This window comes from Glutamicibacter uratoxydans (assembly GCF_050753455.1).
Taxonomy (GTDB): Bacteria; Actinomycetota; Actinomycetes; order Actinomycetales; family Micrococcaceae; genus Glutamicibacter; species Glutamicibacter uratoxydans_A.
On the sequence record NZ_CP192736.1, the window covers coordinates 2290704 to 2310223 of the forward strand.

18 protein-coding genes are annotated in these 19520 nt (G+C 61.3%); 6 read left to right on the forward strand and 12 right to left on the reverse strand.

Going from position 1 to position 19520, the window contains the following annotated elements:
• Position 1: 1 nt before the first annotated feature.
• Both xseA and ACQQZ8_RS10510 read left to right on the forward strand, forming a co-directional pair.
• Positions 2–1255: an exodeoxyribonuclease VII large subunit gene (gene xseA / locus ACQQZ8_RS10505; protein ID WP_431709780.1), complete on the forward strand. Its 1254-nt coding sequence runs from the start codon at positions 2–4 to the stop codon at positions 1253–1255.
• A gap of 83 nt (positions 1256–1338) precedes the next feature.
• Positions 1339–1566, forward strand: coding sequence for an exodeoxyribonuclease VII small subunit (locus ACQQZ8_RS10510; RefSeq protein WP_431709781.1), 228 nt, complete (start codon positions 1339–1341; stop codon positions 1564–1566).
• Between the two features lie 9 nt (positions 1567–1575).
• On the opposite strand, the gene ACQQZ8_RS10515 is transcribed toward ACQQZ8_RS10510, so the two are convergent.
• The 4 genes from ACQQZ8_RS10515 to ACQQZ8_RS10530 all read right to left on the reverse strand — a co-directional run bounded on the left by ACQQZ8_RS10515 (position 1576) and on the right by ACQQZ8_RS10530 (position 5199).
• Complete coding sequence (locus tag ACQQZ8_RS10515; RefSeq protein ID WP_431709782.1) at positions 1576–2439, reverse strand: PPK2 family polyphosphate kinase; 864 nt, start codon at positions 2437–2439, stop codon at positions 1576–1578.
• A 46-nt stretch (positions 2440–2485) separates the two neighbouring features.
• Positions 2486–3706: a pyridoxal phosphate-dependent aminotransferase gene (locus tag ACQQZ8_RS10520; RefSeq protein ID WP_431709783.1), complete on the reverse strand. Its 1221-nt coding sequence runs from the start codon at positions 3704–3706 to the stop codon at positions 2486–2488.
• Between the two features lie 96 nt (positions 3707–3802).
• The gene (locus ACQQZ8_RS10525; protein ID WP_431709784.1) at positions 3803–4690 is read right to left on the reverse strand and encodes a glycine betaine ABC transporter substrate-binding protein; all 888 of its coding nucleotides are present in this window, start codon (positions 4688–4690) and stop codon (positions 3803–3805) included.
• Positions 4691–4740: 50 nt separating this feature from the next.
• Positions 4741–5199 carry an NUDIX hydrolase gene (locus tag ACQQZ8_RS10530; RefSeq protein ID WP_431709785.1) on the reverse strand — a complete coding sequence of 153 codons (459 nt, stop codon included), beginning with the start codon at positions 5197–5199 and terminating at the stop codon, positions 4741–4743.
• 159 nt (positions 5200–5358) lie between these two features.
• On the opposite strand from ACQQZ8_RS10530, the gene ACQQZ8_RS10535 reads away from it, so the two are divergent.
• Entirely contained in the window at positions 5359–5862 is a 504-nt protein-coding gene (locus ACQQZ8_RS10535; RefSeq protein WP_431709786.1) for an Lrp/AsnC family transcriptional regulator, read from the forward strand.
• 138 nt (positions 5863–6000) lie between these two features.
• Here the strand turns inward: ACQQZ8_RS10535 and ACQQZ8_RS10540 are convergent, their stop codons facing one another.
• The gene (locus ACQQZ8_RS10540; protein WP_431709787.1) at positions 6001–6870 is read right to left on the reverse strand and encodes a hypothetical protein; all 870 of its coding nucleotides are present in this window, start codon (positions 6868–6870) and stop codon (positions 6001–6003) included.
• A gap of 177 nt (positions 6871–7047) precedes the next feature.
• Entirely contained in the window at positions 7048–7668 is a 621-nt protein-coding gene (locus ACQQZ8_RS10545) for a GNAT family N-acetyltransferase (protein WP_431709788.1), read from the reverse strand.
• A 121-nt stretch (positions 7669–7789) separates the two neighbouring features.
• Between ACQQZ8_RS10545 and ACQQZ8_RS10550 the strand changes: the two genes are divergently transcribed.
• A complete protein-coding gene (locus tag ACQQZ8_RS10550) occupies positions 7790–8548 on the forward strand; it encodes a 5-formyltetrahydrofolate cyclo-ligase (protein WP_431709789.1) in 759 nt (252 codons plus the stop codon).
• Between the two features lie 70 nt (positions 8549–8618).
• Positions 8619–9317, forward strand: a complete 699-nt coding sequence (locus tag ACQQZ8_RS10555) for an SAF domain-containing protein (RefSeq protein ID WP_431709790.1) — start codon at positions 8619–8621, stop codon at positions 9315–9317.
• 16 nt (positions 9318–9333) lie between these two features.
• Here ACQQZ8_RS10555 and ACQQZ8_RS10560 read toward each other — a convergent pair whose 3' ends face one another.
• The 3 genes from ACQQZ8_RS10560 to guaA form a co-directional block, all read right to left on the reverse strand.
• Positions 9334–9717 (reverse strand): hypothetical protein, encoded by a 384-nt coding sequence (locus tag ACQQZ8_RS10560; RefSeq protein WP_431709791.1) that lies wholly within the window; start codon positions 9715–9717, stop codon positions 9334–9336.
• A complete protein-coding gene (locus ACQQZ8_RS10565; protein ID WP_431709792.1) occupies positions 9714–13916 on the reverse strand; it encodes a DUF4011 domain-containing protein in 4203 nt (1400 codons plus the stop codon). The genes ACQQZ8_RS10560 and ACQQZ8_RS10565 overlap by 4 nt, the downstream gene beginning before the upstream one ends.
• Positions 13917–14162: 246 nt before the next feature.
• Positions 14163–15749 (reverse strand): glutamine-hydrolyzing GMP synthase, encoded by a 1587-nt coding sequence (guaA, locus tag ACQQZ8_RS10570; RefSeq protein ID WP_431709793.1) that lies wholly within the window; start codon positions 15747–15749, stop codon positions 14163–14165.
• Between the two features lie 45 nt (positions 15750–15794).
• Here guaA and ACQQZ8_RS10575 point away from each other — a divergent pair, with 45 nt between their 5' ends.
• The gene (locus ACQQZ8_RS10575) at positions 15795–16562 is read left to right on the forward strand and encodes a hypothetical protein (RefSeq protein WP_431709794.1); all 768 of its coding nucleotides are present in this window, start codon (positions 15795–15797) and stop codon (positions 16560–16562) included.
• Positions 16563–16793: 231 nt separating this feature from the next.
• Here the strand turns inward: ACQQZ8_RS10575 and ACQQZ8_RS10580 are convergent, their stop codons facing one another.
• The 3 genes from ACQQZ8_RS10580 to ACQQZ8_RS10590 form a co-directional block, all read right to left on the reverse strand.
• Positions 16794–17258 carry a DUF3817 domain-containing protein gene (locus ACQQZ8_RS10580; RefSeq protein WP_431709795.1) on the reverse strand — a complete coding sequence of 155 codons (465 nt, stop codon included), beginning with the start codon at positions 17256–17258 and terminating at the stop codon, positions 16794–16796.
• Positions 17259–17293: 35 nt separating this feature from the next.
• Complete coding sequence (locus ACQQZ8_RS10585; RefSeq protein WP_431709796.1) at positions 17294–18091, reverse strand: SURF1 family protein; 798 nt, start codon at positions 18089–18091, stop codon at positions 17294–17296.
• A 206-nt stretch (positions 18092–18297) separates the two neighbouring features.
• Positions 18298–19449: a GuaB3 family IMP dehydrogenase-related protein gene (locus tag ACQQZ8_RS10590; protein ID WP_431709797.1), complete on the reverse strand. Its 1152-nt coding sequence runs from the start codon at positions 19447–19449 to the stop codon at positions 18298–18300.
• Positions 19450–19520: the final 71 nt, after the last annotated feature.

Sequence of the window (19520 nt, forward strand, 5' to 3'; positions counted from 1 at the left end):
GATGCCCATGGAGTCCCGCAACCCGGACACCATGCCGTTAACCGCCGGTGAAACCAGCCCGGAGAATCCTTGGCCGCTGCGGATCCTATCCGAGAAGCTGAAACAGCACATCGAAAACTCCCCCTTTTCCTGGGTGGAAGGTCAGCTGTTGGAAGCCAATATCCGCAACGGGCACGCCTATCTGACTTTGCGCGATGTGGATGCGGACTATTCCTTCTCGGTCACGGTCTGGTCCTCGGTCATGCGCGGGCTGGAAACCAAGCCCGAGGTTGGAGCCCGCGTGGTGGCGCGGGTTAAGCCGAGTTTGTACACCAAAACCGGGCGGCTCTCACTCAATGCCACCGACCTGCGCCCAGTGGGTTTGGGTGAACTACTGGCCCGCCTGGAGCGGCTGCGTCAAGCCTTGGGTGCCGAGGGGCTCTTCTCCCCCGAGCATAAGAAAGCATTACCGGTCTTACCGCGCACCATCGGGCTGATCACCGGACGAGATTCCGATGCCCAGAAGGACGTGGTGCAAAACGCGACGCTGCGCTGGCCCGCGGTGCGCTTTCGGGTTATTAACACCGCGGTGCAGGGCCGCGATGCGGTCTCGCAGGTGATGGCCGCGCTGGATGAGCTGGATCGGGACCCGCAGGTCGATGTCATCGTCATCGCCCGGGGCGGGGGCGCGCTGGAAGATTTACTGCCCTTCTCCGCCGAGGAGCTGGTGCGTGCGGTGTTCGCCGCGCATACCCCGGTGGTCTCTGCCATCGGCCATGAGGCGGACCGCCCAATTCTCGATGATGTGGCGGACTTACGTGCCTCTACCCCCACCGATGCGGCTAAACGCATCGTGCCGGATTTGAACGAGGAATTTGCTGGGCTCGCCCAAGCGCGGCAGCGGCTGGACCGGGCAGTGAACCACCTGTTGGACCGGGAAGCGATGCTGATCTCCTCGCTGCGCGCCCGGCCAGTGCTAGCCACCCCGGAAACGATCATCACAACCCGCCGCGAAGAATTGATGCGCTGGAAGGAACGTTCCGGCCAGCTGCTGCGGCACCGGGTGGAACGCGCCCAGGACGAGATCCGGCACCTGGCCTTGCAGGTGCGCGCGCTGTCCCCACAGCAGACCCTGGACCGTGGTTATTCGGTGACGCAACGCGCCGATGGTTCGGTGGTTCGCGACGCAGCCGAACTGCACCTCGGGGAGGCGGTGCAGGTGCGTGTGGCCGCTGGTAAATTCGGTGCCGCGGTCAACCACATCGAGCCGCAGTAAACCTAGGCCCGCTACCGGCCGCGCCCCCGCAGCTTTGTTGGAAAAACCGAAAACTTATCCCGCCCCCAACCAAAGGACCAATTATGACCCAGCAACTCCCGGAAGACATTGCGAAGCTCAGTTATGAGCAGGCTCGCGAAGAACTGATCTCTGTGGTGTCCCAGCTAGAAACCGGCGGTGCCAGCTTAGAGCAATCCCTGCACCTCTGGGAACGAGGTGAAGCGCTGGCCACGCACTGTGAGAACTGGCTTAACGGCGTATCTCAGCGTCTGGAGCAAGCCCGGCAGCGGGTGGAAGAGCAGCAGGCCTAGGAGCCGGCGCTATTGGCTGGCTTCCAGCCGGGCGCGTTGCTCGGCCACATCGTAGCTGGCCGTGGGCCATTGCGGGTCGATACGCTGCAGTTCACGCAGCAGCAGTTGAGCCACCGTCCAGCGGGCCGCCCACTTCTGATCCGCCGGCACGATGAACCAAGGATTGAGCTGCGTGTGGGTGCGTTCGATCGCAATCTCATAAGCCTGCTGATAGTCATCCCATAAGAGCCGATCATCCACGTCGTCGGTGGTAAATTTCCAGTTTTTTTGTGGGTTCTCTAATCGTTCCAGGAGCCGCCGGTATTGCTCCTCGCGGCTAATGTGCAGCATCACCTTCAGCACCCGGATCCCCTGCTCCTGCAGCCGGGTTTCAAAGTCGTTGATCCGCTGGTACCGGGCTTCGATTCCCTGCCGCGAAGTCAGCCCTTTAACCCGGTGAATCAGCACGTCCTCATAATGTGAACGGTCAAAGACCCCGATCTTGCCACGGGCCGGTAATTCACGTTCGATGCGCCAGAGGAAGTGGTGGGCCTGTTCCTCCGGTGTGGGCGCTTTGAAGGAATGGTGTTCCACCCCTTGCGGGTCCATCAAGCCCATCACATGGCGCACGATCCCGCCTTTTCCGGCGGTGTCCATCCCCTGCAGCACCAGCAGTACCGAATCCTTCGCTCCTCCGACGGCGGCGGAGGCAAAGAGCCGTTCTTGGTAGGCGGAGAGCTGCTCGCCCAGCTCGGCAAGTGCCTTCTTGCCTTCGGCCTTGGACTGCGGAGCGTCCGAGGGCCACCATGTCGGATTGGCAGTGGCCCGATCACTCAGCGGCACGCCGGGTTGGGCGCCCAAGGCGTCTAACATCTCATCGCTCAATTGCGGCATGCTCTGTGCCTTTCACGAAGTTCCGGGGCGGTGAATGCTCTTGAGTCTAGGCGTGCGAGCGCCAGTCGGCGAGGAATTCGCCGATGCGACCCACCGCGTCTTCCAGTTCCCGCACTCCGGGCAGGGTCACTAAGCGGAAGTGATCCGGGCGGATCCAGTTGAAGGCGGTACCTTGGGTGATCAGGATTTTTTGGGCCTTGAGTAGTTCTAGGGCGAACTTCTCATCGTCGTGCATGGGATAGATTTCCGGATCCAGCTTCGGGAACATGTACAGCGCACCCTTAGCTTTCTGCACGCTGACGCCGGGGATTTGGGTCAGCAGGTTATAGGCGGTGTCGCGCTGTTCCAGCAGTCGTCCGCCGGGCAGGATCAGATCGTTGATCGACTGGTAGCCACCCAGCGCGGTCTGGATGGCATGCTGGGCCGGCACATTGGCGCACAAGCGCATATTGGTCAGCAGATTGATGCCTTCGATGTAATCCGCGGCCTGATGCCGCGGACCGGAAATCGCCATCCAGCCGGAGCGGAAACCGCACACCCGGTAAGCCTTGGACAGCCCCGAGAAGGTCAGCACCAGTACGTCATCGGCTAGTGCAGCGGTGTTGATGTGTACCGCGTCGTCGTAGAGAATCTTTTCGTAGATCTCATCGGAGAAGACCACCAGCGAATGCTTACGTGCTAGTTCCAGGATCGCTTCCAAGGTTTCCTTGGGGTAGACCGCGCCGGTGGGGTTATTCGGGTTGATGATCACGATGCCCCTGGTGCGCTCGGTGATCTTCGCTTCCATATCCTCTAGGTCTGGCAACCAGCCTTCGGATTCGTCGTTCAGGTAATGCACCGGGGTACCACCGGCCAGCGATACCGAGGCGGTCCACAGCGGATAGTCCGGGGCCGGGATGAGCACCTCATCGCCGTTATTCAGCAGTGCGTTCAGGCTCAGGGTGATCAGCTCCGACACACCATTACCCAGGTAGATATCATCCACGCCGATGGTTTGAATGCCGCGGGTCTGATAGTACTGGGAGACCGCGGTGCGGGCCGAGAGGATGCCGCGGGAGTCCGAATAGCCCTGCGCGGTGGGCAGGTTGCGGATCATATCCACCAAGATCGCATCCGGGGCCTCAAAACCGAAGGGCGCCGGGTTGCCAATGTTCAACTTCAGAATCCGGTGGCCTTCGGATTCCATGCGTTGGGCGTGTTCCAACAGTGGGCCGCGGATGTCGTAGAGGACGTTGTGGAGTTTGCTTGACTGCTTGAATTCCGGCATATTTCCTACTCTCTCACGACGCGGCACGGCTTGAGCCCCGTTGGCTGTTGTGTGTTCTAAATTCGCGGATGACTCGTTGGTCACCTTCGGGCACGGCTACTGACTGAGCCACTGCCAGTGGCGGGCCACGTCTTCGGGCGCTGCCGGATCTGGGTCCTCGACCAACCGGTTCACCGCCGTGAGGGTCTCATTGTTCAGCGCTGCGGTGACCTCCGCGACGGTGTTCATCACTTGCGGCTCGCTCTGTGCTGCGAGGAAACCGAGCACCGGTTCGCTGGGGAAGAGCGCGGCGCTATCCGGAACCGGAACGAAACCCTCATCATTGATTAGCGCCCGGGTCCCCGAGAGCACCGCGGCTTGCACCTCACCCCGCCGCAGTAGTTCGGCCGGGTCCGTCGCCTGATCCGTAAGCACCTGGGTGGGCTCGCATTGAGCCTGCTCCAGCGCATTCTTCAGCGCGCTCTGCGCTGCCGGCAAAGCCGCGAACTCTAGATCCGCACAGGCGTTGAGCAGCTCTTGAAGGTTAGATACCTCAGTCAGTGTCATCTGCGCCGCGCTCATCACCAGAAGCTGTCCCATATCCCCAGGGCTGATTTCCACGGCTGCGAACTCAGTTTCTTCGGATTCGGCCAGCAAACTGGCGATCTCCTCGCGGCTGAGCACCTCATCGGTGGTAGCCTCTGGGTCATCGCTGAGGGTTTGCAGGTACTCGGTGCCCGAACCGATGGCCAGATCGGCGTGGCCATCGAGCAGCTGGGCGACCGGATTGTTCACCGGCTCCAGCACGCTGACCCGGTAGCCCTGCTCTTCCAGTTCGGCGGCATAGACGGCGCCCAAGGCCCGGTACATTCCAGTATTCTCAGTGGCCAGCCGAAGCTCTTGCTCAGCCGTTGGCTGTGGCTCGGGTTCCGGATCGGCGGTACAACCGCTCACCGCCAACAGCAGGGTCAGCGGCAGTGCCGGGATCAATTTGCGAAGTTCCATACGACCTTTAGCTTAATCTACGATGCTTGCTCTGATGAGGTGGACGCGGCCTAGATCAGGCGTAACATCTTATCTACCCGCTCGATGCGTGGCAGTTTGGCGATCTCCGCCCGGCTAAACCAGGCAGCTTGGCTGGTACTGCCCCCAACTTCGGGGCGCAAGGACCCGGAGGCCACCCTGGCTTTGTAGACCACCGCGACAGTTTGCATGGCATGCGGCGTTTCGGCATAGCGTTTAGCGGCCGGGATGGTCCCGGTCGCCGCGTCTAAAAGGATCAGATCTTTGACGTGATATCCAGTTTCTTCAAAGACCTCACGGGCGGCCCCGGCTTCAAGTTCCTCGCCCAAGTCGATTCCCCCGCCAGGTAGACTCCAGCGAGGCAAGAAGTTGCTATCGCGATGGCGCATATCCCAGAGCGTCAACAAGAACTTTCCTTCATCCTCAACCAGACAATAGGCCGCAAGTCGGGTGTCAAAGGGTTCACCGGTGAATTCGGATATGCGCGTCATACCTTCAATATAGCGAAGTCAACGCCACCTCTCCGAGCCAGAGCAACGGATCCGCGAGCCTGGGAGCCGACGTGCGGGAGAGCTGGGGGAGGAATTTTCTTCCCGCGGGTCGGCTGCTATCAAATCTTCGAACCCCGTCGAATGTGATGAAATGTTTCTATGTCACCGCACAGCGAACCAACCCATGACGCCGAACTGGACGAGATTGATCGAATCATCATTGATGAGCTGGTTGAGAACGCCCGAATCTCCAATGCGACGCTGGCACAGCGCGCCGGTATTGCCCCTTCCACCGCATTGCTACGCACCCGCTCGCTGGTGGAGCGCGGGATTATCACCGGTTATCGGGCCGAGATCTCCTTAGGCAGTGTGGGACGTTCGGTGCAGGCGCTGATTTCCGTCAAGCTACGCGCCCATGACCGAGAAAAGATCGACCGCTTCCGGGAACGGGTACCGCAGTTATCCGAAGTGCTCTCGATGTTCCACGTCTCCGGCGGAACCGACTATCTCTTGCATATCGCGGTGCGCTCCACCGATGAGTTACGCGATTGGGTGCTGGATAATTTAGCCACCGATGAATCCGTGGGGCACACCGAAACCACTTTGGTCTTTGACCATGTGCCCGGCAGTGGCGGGCCACTTCCCGCGGCCAACCTCGACTAGACTTCCCCGCTGTCCGCCACGGCGTAAAACAACAAATCCCGGCGAGAATCCTCTGTGAAGATTCTCGCCGGGATTTGCAGTTAAGGTCTGACTGCACCGCGGCCGTGAGCTTAGAGCTCTAGGGCTGAGGCCTCGGGGTTAGGCACGGCGGCGCTGAAGCACCGCGTCCAAGTTCATCCGCGGGGCAGCTGCGCTGGAATTCTCCGCGGCCGGGGTGTCCTGCACCGGCTGTGGCTGATCCTCGGCGGCTGCCTTGGTGTTCTGGGCGTTGTCCGCGGCCGGCACGTTGGTTGGCTTAGCGGTTTCGGAGGTCGGAGCTGTGCTTTGGAGCGTGGCCAGCGCGGCCTTCTGCTCCGCCGAGACCTGGCTAGCGATTTCCTTCGCTTCTTCCGCGGCCTTCAGGCTGATCTTGGTGCGAGGACGCAATGGCTCAGCCATCGGCAGCGGTTCGGGGCGCACCTGCTTGGCCACCAGTTCACGCGTGGCCTGCGATGCTTCGCGCACCGCAAGGTACTGCGGCTTCGGAACTTGGGTGGGCTCCCAAGTGGCTGGCTGTTCTACGCCACCGGCGCCACGAGCTACGCGCAGAGCTTCGGCGCGCAATTCCTCGGCGGTAATCGCCGGGGCGCGGCGCCCGGAACCGGGACGTGCGTCGAACACTTCATCCTCACGGGACTCGGTGGCAGCCACCGGGCGATGCCCTTCAGCCAAGGCCGGGGTGTGCATGGCCTGCTGACGGGCTCGTTCCATCTTGTCCAGCAGCTTGCGGTTGCGGTCACGCACCGCCAGCATGCGTAGGGTGGCGAAGCTAGCCACGGCGGCGAGGAAGCAAAGTAACACCACCGGGAAGCTGACCGCGGTGAAAGGCGCCAGAATGCCGGTGACGACAGTGCCCAGCACGGCCAGTAAACCTATTACGGCCACCGACAGACGCCCATAGCGCAAACGAAGTTTTGGCTGGGCAGCTGAAACTCGTTCTTGCTGTGCGTTCTGCGACGTAGCAGCCATAAGGTCCTCCATCACCGAGTCGTTTCGGTCTGATTACTGAATCCACGTTAGGGATTCTCGATTTAACCCTATGCAACACAGCAACTCGCAGCGATGACATTGCGCGGTGTGTCTAGAAGTTTTACGCCAAGACTCGTCATCTCAGAACGGAAAACTGGGCGTGAATCGAAAACTCAGTCACTGTTCGTTCATATGTTCGAAAATTGAGCGGCCGAAGTCTTCCCGGTTCAGTGCGAAGGTACGATGATCACGCCAGGCACCGTCGATATGCAGGTATCGCAGCCGCATTCCCTCATCACGGAACCCCAGCTTCTCTACCACCCGCAAGCTCGCCTGATTCTCCGGGCGCAGGTTGATTTCTATTCGGTGCAGATTCAGCGTGTGGTAAGCGAAGTGGCAGACCGCAGCCACCGCCTCCGGGGTGAAACCTCGCCCCGCGTGCCCGTAATCAATCCAATAGCCGATGGAGGCGGTACGTGCCGCCCCGTATTGAATCCCGGAGAGTGAAACCTGCCCGATGATCCTATCGGCGCGTTTGCCAGGCAACGGAATAGTAACTGCCCAGTTATAGGCGCTGCCCATCGCCGCCGCCCGGTTCTGGGTGCTGAGCATCTGCCGGAAGCTGATTTCTGGGGCGTTGCCGGTCGGGTCGGTGGGATCCCAGGGTTTGAGCCATTGCGCGTTCGCCCAACGCAGATGCATCCACGCATCGTAATCTTTCGGCCGCAAGCCACGCAGCCGCAGACGCGCGGAGGTCAGCGGCGGGATTCGCGCAGTTGAGAACCAGGAGATCTTCATGCCTATATCGTAGAGCGCGGGCTGCTACTCTCACGTCGTGACACCTAGTCATCGGAACAGATGACGCGGTATGCGGTAGCCGGGAAGAAAATGGGCAGAGCCCGGTGTATTGTCACGAAGTATGAGCAACAGTGATCGCACCCAACCACGTTCGCAGTCAGATGCTGTTGAGGATGCTGGTCCAGTAGCCCCACCGACGCCGGTGTTTGCCGATGCTGCTACGGCAGTATCGGGCGAGGCATCAGCGGGGTCGGAAGCGGCAAGGGCGGATAAGGCGCGGTGGCGCAGCGATATCCGGGCCGCACGTCGGGCCTTACCGGCAGCCCATCGTGCAGAGTTAGCGCAGGCACTCACCGTCCAGGCTTTGGACGCTCTGAAAGAACGTTTGGGAAGCGGTGATGACGCGGCGAGCACGCCGGGAAAGCTAGCAGCCTATTTCTCCGCTCCCGATGAACCCGATACCGCTGGGCTCTTGGCGGCGCTGGTGCAGCTGGGTTATGAGGTGTACCTGCCGGTGTGCGAGCCGCAATACCAATTGTCTTGGACACGGTGGGAGCCTGAAACCGAGCTGGTCCCCAGTCCGCGGGCGCCGGTATTGGAACCGGCCGGTGAGCGCCATGGGGCGGAACTCTTCGAGCAAATCCAGCTGATGTTTATTCCGGCATTAGCCATCGACGCCGCGGGACTGCGGTTGGGGCAGGGTGGCGGCTACTACGACCGTTTCCTTCCCCAAATCCAAAGCTTGGGCACGCGTTTAGCCGCGCTGGTGTATGACCATGAATTTTTGCCCGCCGGGTCCTTTGCGGTTGCTGCCCATGATCGGCCGGTGGGTTTGGTGATCACCCCGACCGGCCGCCACGAGTTAAACAACGGTTTCTAGCCGCAGCACTAATCCACACTCGGTCACGACGCGACTGTGGCCGAACAATGCCGACGGTGCAATGGGCTTTATGAGTCCTTCACCAGCACCGCGCCCCCTATCGATTCCGCGTCCGCGCCGCCGTCCGGCCACTACCCGGGCCGCGCTGTTACGCCGCTACCGCAAACCACTGGCGCTGATGTTGCTGGTGTTGGGGTTGGCAAGTTTCCTCAGTTCACTGGCACCGCCCAGTGCCGTGGAGCAACGGCTGGTGACCTTGAGTGTGGATCGGCCGGCTGGAGCAGAACTGCGGGCGACGGACCTGGAAGTGCTCATGCTGCCCGCACAGTTGGACTCCCCCGGGTTACTCAGTGACCCGCAACAGGTGATCGGTCAACGGTTGGCAGTGGGATTGCCTGCGGGGTCATTAGTGAGCGAACAGATGCTGATCGGTCCACAATTACTGACCGGCACAACCCCGGGCACGGTGGCGGTGCCCATCCGCTTATCGGATCCTGCCACGGTCCAGTTATTGCATGCCGGTCAGTTAGTCGACATCGTGCTGAGCAGTGGAGATGGGTTTGAACGCGAAGTTCTCTCCGAAACCATCGGGCGCCGGCTGGCCGTATTGTGGGTTCCAGTGCCCGGGGACAGCTCGGGGCTAGGATTGCTGGGTGCTGGAACTACCCACAGTGAGGGCATGGTGGTCGTGGCCGCCGATGAGTCGCTGGCCGGGGTGCTTTCCGGGGCAGTGACCCGAGGCAAAGTCTCCGCCGTGCTGGTCAACTAGCCCGCAGGAGTTTGGTTTAACCCCAGTGTGGAGGTTTTTCGCGGTTGAGCCGTTCGCTCAAATCCTCGGTCTTTTCTCCCCACCCGGAGAGCTCATCTTCTTTGGCTTGTAAGCCCGCTAACGGGTCGGCCGCCTGCGGTGGCGAGGGCTGATAGCGGGCTGCGGTGGTGCTGTTGACCTCTGCCTGCTCCACCGACTGAGGCCGTGGCAAGGAGTTGAAGCTGCCGGTGAGCTCGGTTGTCACATTCAATGATTGCGGTTGGGAGACCACCCGCCGGCGGCGTTTGGGTTTGAGTTCGGCCGAAGGTGCTGGGTTAGCCGCCGACGGCGAGGAGCTGACCCCGGTGGGTTGCTCCTCGCCGTCGGTGGCGTTGACTGCGGTGTTGACCTCGTCGTTCACTTCTTTGGCTGGTCCTTCAGCTGCGTGCTGGCTGGGATGGGAGCCGGGGTGCGTGGCTCGCTGGCAGCCGGGGATTGTTTGGCTTCCGGTTCTTTTGCCTGCTCCGCTGGCTCCACCGCGTCCTTAGCCGAGCTCACCGAATCCGCTGTGTTTTGCGCAGCGGATGCGGGTTTCTCGGCAGCCGGGGCGGCTTGACCATTGCCGGAACTGGCCGAAGCACTGACCGGTTCGGCCGGTTTCGTGTGGGCGGTGACGGAGCTGGCCGGGACCGGTTTAGCCACCTTCAGGTTTGCCCGTGAATCCTGTTCTGGTTCGCTGGTCTCTGGCTTGGCCAAATTCAGGTAGCTGGCCAACCGATCGGCCACCGCGGTGGGGTCGGTGAACACATCAATGGTCCACAACGGCAGGTAACGCCAGCCGTTGTTCTCGAAGAAGTCCGGACGCAGCCGGCTACGTTCGCGCACCGTGAGGTTGGAGTAGTGTTCGGTGCCGTCATACACCACGGCCAATGGGCGCACCGCGGCATCAACAGTTTCTAACACGTGAGCCGAAAGGTCCAGCACCCCGCGGTAGTTCTCGGTCACGATGGCCCCGCGTTCGCGCAGCCGTTTGGCGAGGTCCGCCACCAGTGGGTCGTGCCGGACGGCGCGATCGGTGCTGACTCCCGAGTCCCCTGCGTGCACCCGGCCAAAGAGTTCGAAGAACTGGCGGGCACCACGGTAGACCCGGCTGAGGTCCACGTCTTCGGGCAGCAGGCTGGAGACCAGCACCATGCGTTTGCGGGCGCGGGTCATCGCGGCAACGAACAGGTCGTCGCCGTCTTGCCGGGAGAGCGCACCGAATTCATGCAGTGCCTTGCCGTGCGGGGTGCGTCCGTACCCCCAGGCGAAGATTACTGCGTCGCGACGCAAGCCGATGAGCCGATCCATGGTGGTCACCACGAACGGTTCGTGCTTGCTGCGGAAGAACTCCATCGCATAGCGGTGGTTCGGCAGCTGCACCCGGATGGCTTCGGCGATGGCTGCGGCATGCACCCGGTTCGAAGCGATCACGGCCAAGGATTCATTGCCGTTGCGTGTGAAGTGGCTAAAGACCAGATCCACCACCTGGGCGACCTCGGCCGCGGTGGTTTGCACCCCTTCTTCGGAGCTGGAAAGGGTGCCGGTAGCATCGGGCACAAACCGGCTGGAGAGCCGTGGCGCGGTGTAGGACAGTGAAGCCGCCCCGGGTAGCCGGGAGAGCTTTGAATCGTAGTAGGCGTGGGAGAGCTGCTCCACCAGCCCCTCATCGATGCCGCGGTACACGGTGGAGAGCGAAGTGGTGACCAGCACCGAGTTCAGCGCCTGCAGGGCGGAGATCTCACTGCCGCGCTCCCCCAACCGGGCGGTGGGGTCCACGGAGACTTCGAAGGGCTTAGGCCCGCCGAGCATCAGGTCACCTACGGCGATGACCTGAGTGGAGCGGCGGATTGCGTCCAGCACTTCGCGCAAGGTCAGATAGTTCGCGTCCAGCAGGATCACCGCATCGAATTGCGCATCATCCGGTAGTGCGGTGCCCAGCAATAAGGGGGCGGCCACCCAGACCGGGGTGAGCGAATTAGCTAGTGCTGCACCCAAGTCAAGTAGCTTGGCCACCGACGGCTGGCCGTCCTTGAGCATGCTGCGCAGCTCGCGGGCGCCGGCTCGATGGTCGGCCAGCGCGCCCTTCCAGTTTTTCGCCAGTGCCCAACGCACCCGCTCGGGTCCGGCGGCAATGTGCGCGCCATCGGCCAGCCGGTAGTCGGCCTCGATCTTCTCCAGCTTGGCGCCGTCGTTCATCGCCAGGAAATCATCGCCGGAGATCATCGCTTCCAGAGCGGACTGCCACCAGGCTAATTCCAGTTCGGCGTCCACCTCATCGGCACCGATTTCCCGCTCGGCAAAGTCGCTGAGCAAGTCCCCCAACCCGGCCTGGGTGAGCTGTTCGGAAATGATGGTGCGTTCGGGCAGTTCTTTCAGGTCCTCGGCCCGGTCCACCAAGCTGGCGATGGTGTCCAGCAGTTGCTGCACCGGCATTTCGCGCAGTCTGGCACCCAATTGTGGCGGGAGCATTTCGGCAAGCGAATCGATGCGCGCCCCGGCATCGTGATAGCCGGCCTCCACATCCAACAACCCGCCGGGCACGGACGGGTTGCGCTGGCTGGTGGCGTAGGCGCGCCATGCTTCGCGCTGCTCGGAAATGGCTTGCAACGCGGACTGCAGATCCGCCACATGCATTCCCGGGCGCACGTACTCCTTAGCGATCTTCCGCAGCCGGGAGCGGACGATGGAACCCATCTCCACCCCGTGCTCCCGCCGCCATTGGCTGGAAGCGGTGGCGGCGATCAGATCGTCGATGTCACCTTCGAAAATATCGGGTTCAAACTTATCTAAGGAACCACGCACGGCGACCAGCAGTTGCAGCTGGTCCCCCCACTTGTCGTAGCTTTCCTCCAGCCGGATCTGCGACTTCTTAGCCACCTCGACCATGTGTTCGTGCAGGATCGGCAGGTCTCGACCCAACCCGGAGGCCAGATTCAGTGCCTGTTCGGTTTGGGTTTGGTTGCGTAGCGGGGCCCCGTACCAGGGACTGGAGGTGTGCTCCTTGCTGAACGCACCGAGTTGCGCGGCACGCTTGAGCTGCGCGGCCACGTGCCCGCGCTGCCCCATGGAGTCCAGGACCGAACGCTTGAGCCGGACCGTGGTGGACGGTGCCGGTTCCAGTGCCGAGAGACGAGCCAGCTCCTGCATCGCCTGATAGGGCGAACAACCCCAGCGGCTACGTACCGAATGCAACGACTTCACATGCTGTTGCAGGGTGTTGCGGTGATCGCGCAGCTTCTCGAAGAGTTTTTCTAGGTGCGGCTCGGTGGCCTGCTCATTACGCAAGATGGCACGGGTGAGCTGCCGGCGCAGCGCGTCGGGGTCCTCATTCGGGCCCAAAAGCAGGCTCGCGGCGTCGAGCTTCTCATTGAAGCGGGCGACGAACTCCTCAGCGGCTGAACGCTGCTCGGCGATCACCAGGACGCGTTTGCCCTGCGCGGCGAGCAGCGCGGCGGCATTCAGCGCGGTCTGCGTGCCCCCGGTTCCGGCGGCAGCGTTGACGCTTACCGATTCGCCGGCGGCCACATAGTCCAGCACTTTAGACTGCGACTCGTCGGCATCTAACAGGTAGAGCTCATCTGCCGGGTCACGCTCATCGGAGGACTTGGCGATCACCTGGGTGCCGGTGTGGATCCGTTGCAGCGCGCGCAGCGGCTCCGGATCGCTACCCTCTTCCCGTTTCCGGGTGCTCTCCTTCAAGCGTTCAGCTACCCGGCGGAAACGCGAACCGGTGTTGGCCGGGTGCTGCTCGGCATCCTGAGACTCGGCGCTGGAGCCTACCTCAGCTACGGTGTCCGCTTCCGGCAGGGATTCGGCCTTGGCTGCATCGCCGGTGACCGAAGCCTGCGCATCGGCCCGCGCGGCATTTTCGGTGTGGTTGATGAGCCCGGAAATCACGGGGTGGTGGGCCGAAAGCTTGGCCGGGTCGGCCGGGTCGGTCAGATCAGCGAAGGTGGAAATCAGCAGGCGATGGCCGATGACCACGCCGGGGACCTCGGAGAGCTGGGAACGCAGGGCATCCATGCCCCGCACCGGGTCAAAGCGGGCGATCGAGTAGGCGGCGGCGTGCACCGCCTGGGTATCGATGGTGTGCTGGTGATCGGCCTGAATCTGGCGGATAAAGGCCGGAGAGACGATGGCCTGACCCACCAGCTGAATGTCGTAGTCATCCTGATCTAGGTGCCGGGTGAGCTTGATGCGGCCGAGCATAATCGGGGCGGAGACCGCCTCGGAGCGCCCCTCATGGGTGGCGCGCCAGTTGGAGACCCCGGCGGCGAGGTAGCCCACGTCGATGCCGCGCTCCTCCCAGAGCTCGGCGATCTTCGCATCCAGTGCCCGTGCGGTGCGACGGGCCTGAGAGAACTGCTCGGCATCGTGCAAGAGGGTGGAGAGCCGGGTGCGTCGTCCGGCGAGGAATTGGGCCAGACCGGAGGGGTTGGCGTGCGTAATGTCGATACTGTTGGACGTCGACGGAGCAAATCTCAGGGTGGTATCCGCCCCGGTTCCCTGGCCCAGGGTTTTCACCCAATTGGCTACACGTTCGGCAGCAGCAGTACGGCCACTAGTCACGACAGTCATTCCCTTCGTTCACATCCCTGAGCGGTACCCGGTTCCCGGTGTGCTCCGTGGCCCGGCTGAGCGCCACCTCAGCTGTTTTGGCACGGAATCCGCCACTTCCTAACGTAGTGCACTGAGCCCCCGGTTAGCCGCCACGAAACACTGTTTAAAGAACTGCGGCGGAACCTACCCTTGCCGCCGCACCCCACCAGCGGTGGTAGCTGCGGCGGCGGAAGGTAGCTTCCGCCTGCACGTTCTAGCGTGGGATTACTCCCATTCGATGGTTCCCGGTGGCTTGGAGGTGACATCCAGCACCACGCGGTTGACCCCATCGACCTGGTTGGTGATGCGGTTAGAGATCCGCGCCAGCAAGTCATATGGCAGCCGTGACCAGTCCGCGGTCATCGCATCTTCCGAGGAGACCGGGCGCAGTACGATCGGGTGACCGTAGGTGCGGCCATCGCCTTGCACGCCGACCGAACGGACGTCAGCCAGCAGCACCACCGGCATCTGCCAAACTTCATTGTCCAGTCCGGCATTGGTTAGCTCTTCGCGGGCGATCGCGTCGGCCTTGCGCAGGATGCTCAACCGTTCCTCGTTGACCGCACCAATGATGCGGATGCCCAGACCCGGGCCTGGGAATGGCTGACGGCCCACAATTTCTTCGGGCAGACCCAACTCGCGGCCCACGGCGCGCACTTCGTCCTTGAACAAGGTGCGCAGTGGCTCCACCAGTTCGAACTGCAGGTCCTCGGGCAGGCCACCCACGTTGTGGTGGCTCTTGATGTTTGCGGTACCTTCGCCGCCACCGGATTCGACAATATCCGGGTACAGGGTGCCCTGAACCAGGAACTTCACCGGCTCACCCTTATCCTTTTCGGCTTCCAAGATGGCGATCTCGGCAGCTTCGAAGGCGCGGATGAATTCGCGGCCAATGATCTTGCGCTTAGTTTCTGGGTCGGTGACACCATCGAGCGCGGTGAGGAAGCGTTCACGCTCATCGGCGATGTACAGCTTGGCACCGGTGGCGGCGACGAAGTCCTTCTCCACCTGCTCGGCTTCACCTTCACGCAATAGCCCGTGGTTCACGAACACGCAGGTGAGGTTCTCACCGATGGCGCGCTGCACCAGCGCGGCAGCGACCGCGGAGTCCACGCCGCCAGACAGACCACAGATGGCCTTACCGTTGCCGACCTGAGCGCGAATGCGTTCGATCTGCTCATCGGCGATGGAACCGGCGGTCCAGTCGGCGGCTAGTCCGGCACCGTCGTAGAGGAAGTTCTCCAACACATTCTGACCGAATTCGCAGTGCTTGACCTCTGGGTGCCACTGCACTCCGTAGAGCTTCTTGGCATCGTTCGCGAAAGCGGCAACCGGGGCACCGGCGGTGGTGGCCAGCGTTTCAAAACCTTCGGGGGCTGCGGTAACCGCATCACCGTGGCTCATCCACACCGTCGGTGGGGTGTGGGCACCGGCCAGAATTGAGCGGGGGCCACCGGAGAACTCGGTCTCGGTGCGGCCGTATTCGCGCAAACCGGTCTCGGCGACGGTGCCGCCCAGGGCGTTGGCCATGGCCTGGAAGCCATAGCAGATACCCAGAACCGGGACACCGGCTTCGAACAGGGCCGGGTCAACGCTCGGGGCGTTCTCGGCGTAAACGCTAGAGGGGCCACCGGAGAGAATGATTGCGGCCGGGTTCTTGGCCAGCATCTTCTCTAGGGGCATGGTGTGCGGAACGATCTCCGAATATACGCGGGCCTCACGCACACGCCGAGCAATCAGCTGCGCGTATTGGGCCCCGTAATCGACGACAAGAACCGGTTGATGGTCTGTGGTGAGGGGCGCAGTAGTCACAGCCCTAGTCTACTAGGAACGCTCGGGGTGAAAATACTTCGGGTCTTGTCATCCGCATCACCTGCGCACCTTATTCAGGCACGGCGCGAAAATCACCACCTAACCACGCGTCAAACAAAAATTCCTGCGGTCAGTCGCGCGAGATTCGCAAAAGCCTCAAATCAGGCGATGTTCGTTTACTATCAGCGTATGTTCAGAAAATTCTCAGGCGCATCAATCGCAGCTCTGCTCTTACTGCTCACTGGCTGTGGCTCAACAACGACAGATGAAACTCCAATCGAGTTGGATGCGCCACCCGCTCCGAAGCCAACGACTTCTTCTGCGTCTCCTGAACCTACTGATCGTAACCTCAGCATTCGTGGAAACCTCGTGAAGGAGATGGGAGAACCAGCCGCATATCTGGATAACAGTGGAGACCCAACAGTCAAATTTCGCGTCGACTGGATTGACACGAATCCAAGGTGCGATTATCCGGACTATCCTGAGCCTGCTCCCGGGCGCGAGCGCATAGCGGTTCATCTGACCGTAGAAACAACCACGGCATTAACCACCCCACCCTTGAATTCTGGGATATCTTTCGACCCGTTCTTGTGGAAGTACATTGATGCCTCTGGTAAGACATGGGGTGGGGATCTAAACGACTCCAGCGGCATAGTCTGTGAGACCGCGGAAGGCGTCCTTCCCACCATTTTTGGGCCGGCAGAAAAAGGCAGTGGGGTCATCGTCATGGAAGTACCAAGTCTTGACGGGATTCTCATTTACAATTCACCGGAAGGCTTTGAATTCAACTTGGGTAAAGCCTTGAAAAGTTAGTTCGGAGTCTGGCCGCAGATTCGGAGTTAACCCTCGATACATTTCGTTCTCTCAACGAAGTACTTGAATAAAAAAGAGAGCCGATGTCCTGCTAACATCGGTTCTCTTTTTTGTGCTCTGAGCCATGGCATCGTCGTGCCCGTAGATAATTACAGTCTCAGGGCGTATGCCTAATGAAGAATCCGCCAACGCTCATTGTTGTTTGATTCCCCCATTGAAAAATTCTGATAACTAGTAACGCTTGGCCGCCTTGGGGAAGCGTGCCAGCTCCGCTTCCACTTCCTTGTGCACCTTTTTCTCAACGAAAAAAGACAGGAATGGGACCACGCCGCCCAGTGCAATGGTGATAAAGCGCATGAATGGCCAACGCATCATCGACCAGAGACGGAAGTCAGCAAACAGGTAGACCACGTACATCCAGCCATGCACGATCAGAATCATCAGCGAGATGTTAATACCGCCGGCCACCTCAGCACGGTTGAACATACCCAGGGTGTTTGCGGTGCCGTCGATCAAGGTGCCGCCGACGAACAGTTCCAACTGCCAGAAGTATTTGAAGATCATTTCCAGCACCAGCAGCAAGAGCATGATGCCCGTGGCCCAGGACAGTACCTTGTAAAAAGTCAGCGCCGACTTAATCTGCGCCGGAGTACCACCAAATTTACGCGGCGTGCTGGAGGGGTTCGGGGTGGACATACTGTTCCTTCCGCTGACACGGGGTTGAGAAATATTTAGCTGTTCTGTTGCGGATCCGAGTCGGCATTGCGGTGCGCGTCCGCGGCCGCTTGGGCGACTTCATCTAGTTCGCGCTGGTAGTCATCGCGCACCAAGCGGTACCAGAGGAAAACGGCAAACCCGGCAAAGACGACCCACTCGATCCCATAGAACACGTTCAGCCAGTTAATTTGGGCTTCCTGTTCGGGCATGCCCACGTGGATTAGTTCTAGGCCTTGTTCAGTAGCAGGTCCCGCTTCGTTGCTCAGCTCGTGGATGGCGACAAAACCGGAATACAGTGGCAGATCCCAGTAGTTGGACAACTCCGCGCTGGAGACCGAATCAAAGTAGGGTTCGCGCACGTCGCGCTTGAGTACCGGGCCTTCGGGCGGAATCAAACGCCCGGTGATGTTCACGGTTCCGTCAGGGGCTTCGGCCGGTGGATTAGCTTCGGCCTGCCAGCCACGGACCACGGTGATTGCTTCCGCGTCGGGGGCACCGTCCACAGCGAAGGCGCTGAGCACCCAGAATCCTAGTTGCTCTTCGTGAACCCGGTTCTCCACGATCACCTCGGTGTCGGGGATGAACTGTCCTTCGAATTCGACTATCTGGTCGGCCTTGATCCCGAGAAGTTCATCGCCGGGCATGAAGTGCTCAGTCAGTGGGACCGCAACCTCGGTCTTCTCCGCTTTGACCGGCGGCTCGGTAGTTGAGGAGCCGAACTGCCACCCCGAAAGCAACACAAATCCGGTGGAGATGAGCAGCGCACCGAGTAATGCGGCGATCCATTTGGGTTTCAGGGCGGTTTTTAGCACGTATCTACCGTACTTCGATTCCTTGTAGAAGAGCCAATGCGTGAGACGTGAGATTATTCCCTCAGCCCGATCTGCGCGGCGGGGGAACTCTTTGCAGGCGTTCTTCGTTGGGGTGGTACTGCCGGTATGGCGGCGGCTTCCGGGGTTAAAAGTTTGTGGGCCGGTCTACCTGTACGCACAGGCAGGACGGCCCACAGTTAAATCAATTAGAAGCGGTCGGCTTCGTATGGTGAAACTACGACGTCCACGCGCTGGAATTCCTTGAGTGTGGAGTAGCCTGTGGTGGCCATGGCGCGGCGCAGGGCACCGACCAAGTTGGAGCTACCGGTGGTCTCGTGCGAGGGGCCGAAGAGCAGTTCCTCCAACGGGGCGACGGTACCTACCGGCACCCGGTCCCCGCGTGGGCTGGTTTCGTGTGCAGCTTCGATACCCCAGTGCCAGCCTTGGCCCGGTGCTTCCTCGGCACGGGCCAGTGCGGCACCCAGCATGACGGCGTCGGCTCCCATGGCCAAGGACTTAACGATGTCCCCGGAACTGCCCACTCCGCCGTCGGCGATGACGTGCACGTAGCGGCCGCCGGACTCTTCGAGGTAGTCGCGACGGGCGGCGGCAACATCCGAGATCGCCGACGCCATCGGCGAATGGATGCCGAAGGTACGGCGGGTGGTGCTAGTGGCCCCGCCACCAAAGCCGACCAGTACGCCGGCCGCACCGGTGCGCATCAGGTGCATCGCCGGGGTGTAACCGGCGGCGCCGCCCACGATCACTGGGACGTCCAGTTCGTAGATGAATTGCTTCAGGTTCAGCGGTTCGGTGGTCTTCGAGACGTGCTCGGCTGAGACGGTGGTGCCGCGGATGACGAAGATGTCCACCCCGGCATCAATGACGGTTTGGTAGTGCTCCTGGGTGCGCTGTGGGGTGAGCGAACCAGCAACCACGACACCGGCTTCACGGATTTCGGAGATCCGCGAGGTGATCAGTTCGGGCTGGATCGGTGCGCCATACAGTTTTTGAAGCTTTGCGGTGATTTTGGGGTCGCTGCGGCGTTCGCTCTCCGAGCGTAGGCCGGCGATCTCATCCAGAATGGCCTGTGGGTTCTCGTAACGGGTCCACAGTCCTTCCAAATTCAGTACGCCGAGACCGCCGAGGCGGCCTAGCTGGATGGCGGTGGCCGGGCTCATGACCGAGTCCATCGGGGCACCCAGAATGGGGGTTTCTAGTTGGAAGGCGTCGATTTGCCAGGACACCGAGACATCTTTAGGGTCCCGGGTTCGCCGGTTGGGCACGATGGCCACGTCGTCGAGGGAATATGCCTGGGTGGCTCGCTTGCCGCGGCCAATCTCAATCTCGTTAGTCACCGAACTAGGTTATCAAGTTCCGTGGCGCTTATTGTTCTTTGCGTTACTTCTGGACGCCAGGAAACCTGTGA